Annotated in this window: 1 pseudogene; it reads right to left on the bottom strand. The window is 39.6% G+C overall.

Annotated elements, in window-relative coordinates:
- Positions 1–1,115 (bottom strand): annotated as a pseudogene (locus EG242_RS14895) (hypothetical protein); the annotation flags it as partial.

Raw genomic sequence — 1,115 nt, 5'->3', positions numbered from 1 at the left:
CCGGTTTGTGCATCGGCATTAGTGTAATGGAATGTTACATCTAAGCCTTGTTGCGTACCTATAATACCTGCTTTTAAGCTTGCTAAATCAAATACTTCAAAACCGTTTCCGTTGGTATCACATTTGTAAAGCGTTGGTAATGGATTTGCTACTACAGGCATTGCTATTAGCTCTAAATCTATGCGGGTTACAACGAAACAGCCCGTTGCATTATCGGCTACGCGAACATAAATTACTTTGGATACACTTGTTGAAAAACTTGTTGGATTGCCGATAACACCTGTACCTGCCATCGCTGCTGCTGAACTTATATGGTAAGTTACCGTATAGTTTGCCGCATTTAATCCAGTTAGCATCTCTGATTCTTTACTGCGTAGGTTCACTGTTTCTACGCCATCATTATTAAGATCGCATACTTTTAGGCTGCGGATTGGAATAATTGCAGGAGTCTTGTTTACCTTCAACACTAAAGTTACCGTGTTGTAACAGCTGGAATTGGTAAAACCTACACGAACATATATTGTTTGTTGGTCTTTTACTTTATTAACGTAAGTACCCGTATTTACGATAGCGTTTACGTTGTTATCGGCGTCGGCTTGGGTATCATGGAAACTTACTACCGAATTAGCCGGCATGGGATTACCTGCAATTAATACACGTGTGGCATCTAAATTAAATTCACCAAAACCATCATTGTTTAAATCACAATACGTTAAAGGTGCTAAACTTGCTGCAGATGGCGTATTGATGATTTGCAACTGTAAAGGAACTACTTTAAAACAATCGCCGTCTAAGTTGCGTACGCGTACGTAAATGGTTCCTGCAGGTCCTGTATAATTTACAGGCAGCATTAACGATGTATTACCTAATAATGCATCGGCCTGGCTAGCGTAAAATTCTAACGAAACACCTACAGGATTTACCGCAATGGTAGTGTAAGCAATGTTTAAATTGAAATTCGCTAAACCGGTGGTGCCATTCTCACAAGCTGTTACAGGTAATATATTGGTTTGTGTTAGCGGTAATAAATTTCTGAATAAATAGAATGACGTAACGCCAAATGACAACGCATTGGTATTGCTTGTTACACGAACCCAAATGCGTTCGCCGTTGTT

Origin of the sequence: Paenimyroides viscosum, assembly GCF_003858535.1 — a bacterium.
Classification (GTDB): domain Bacteria; phylum Bacteroidota; class Bacteroidia; order Flavobacteriales; family Flavobacteriaceae; genus Flavobacterium; species Flavobacterium viscosum.
Note: the sequence above shows the minus strand (reverse complement) of the source record. Positions and strands in the feature narration are given on the sequence as shown.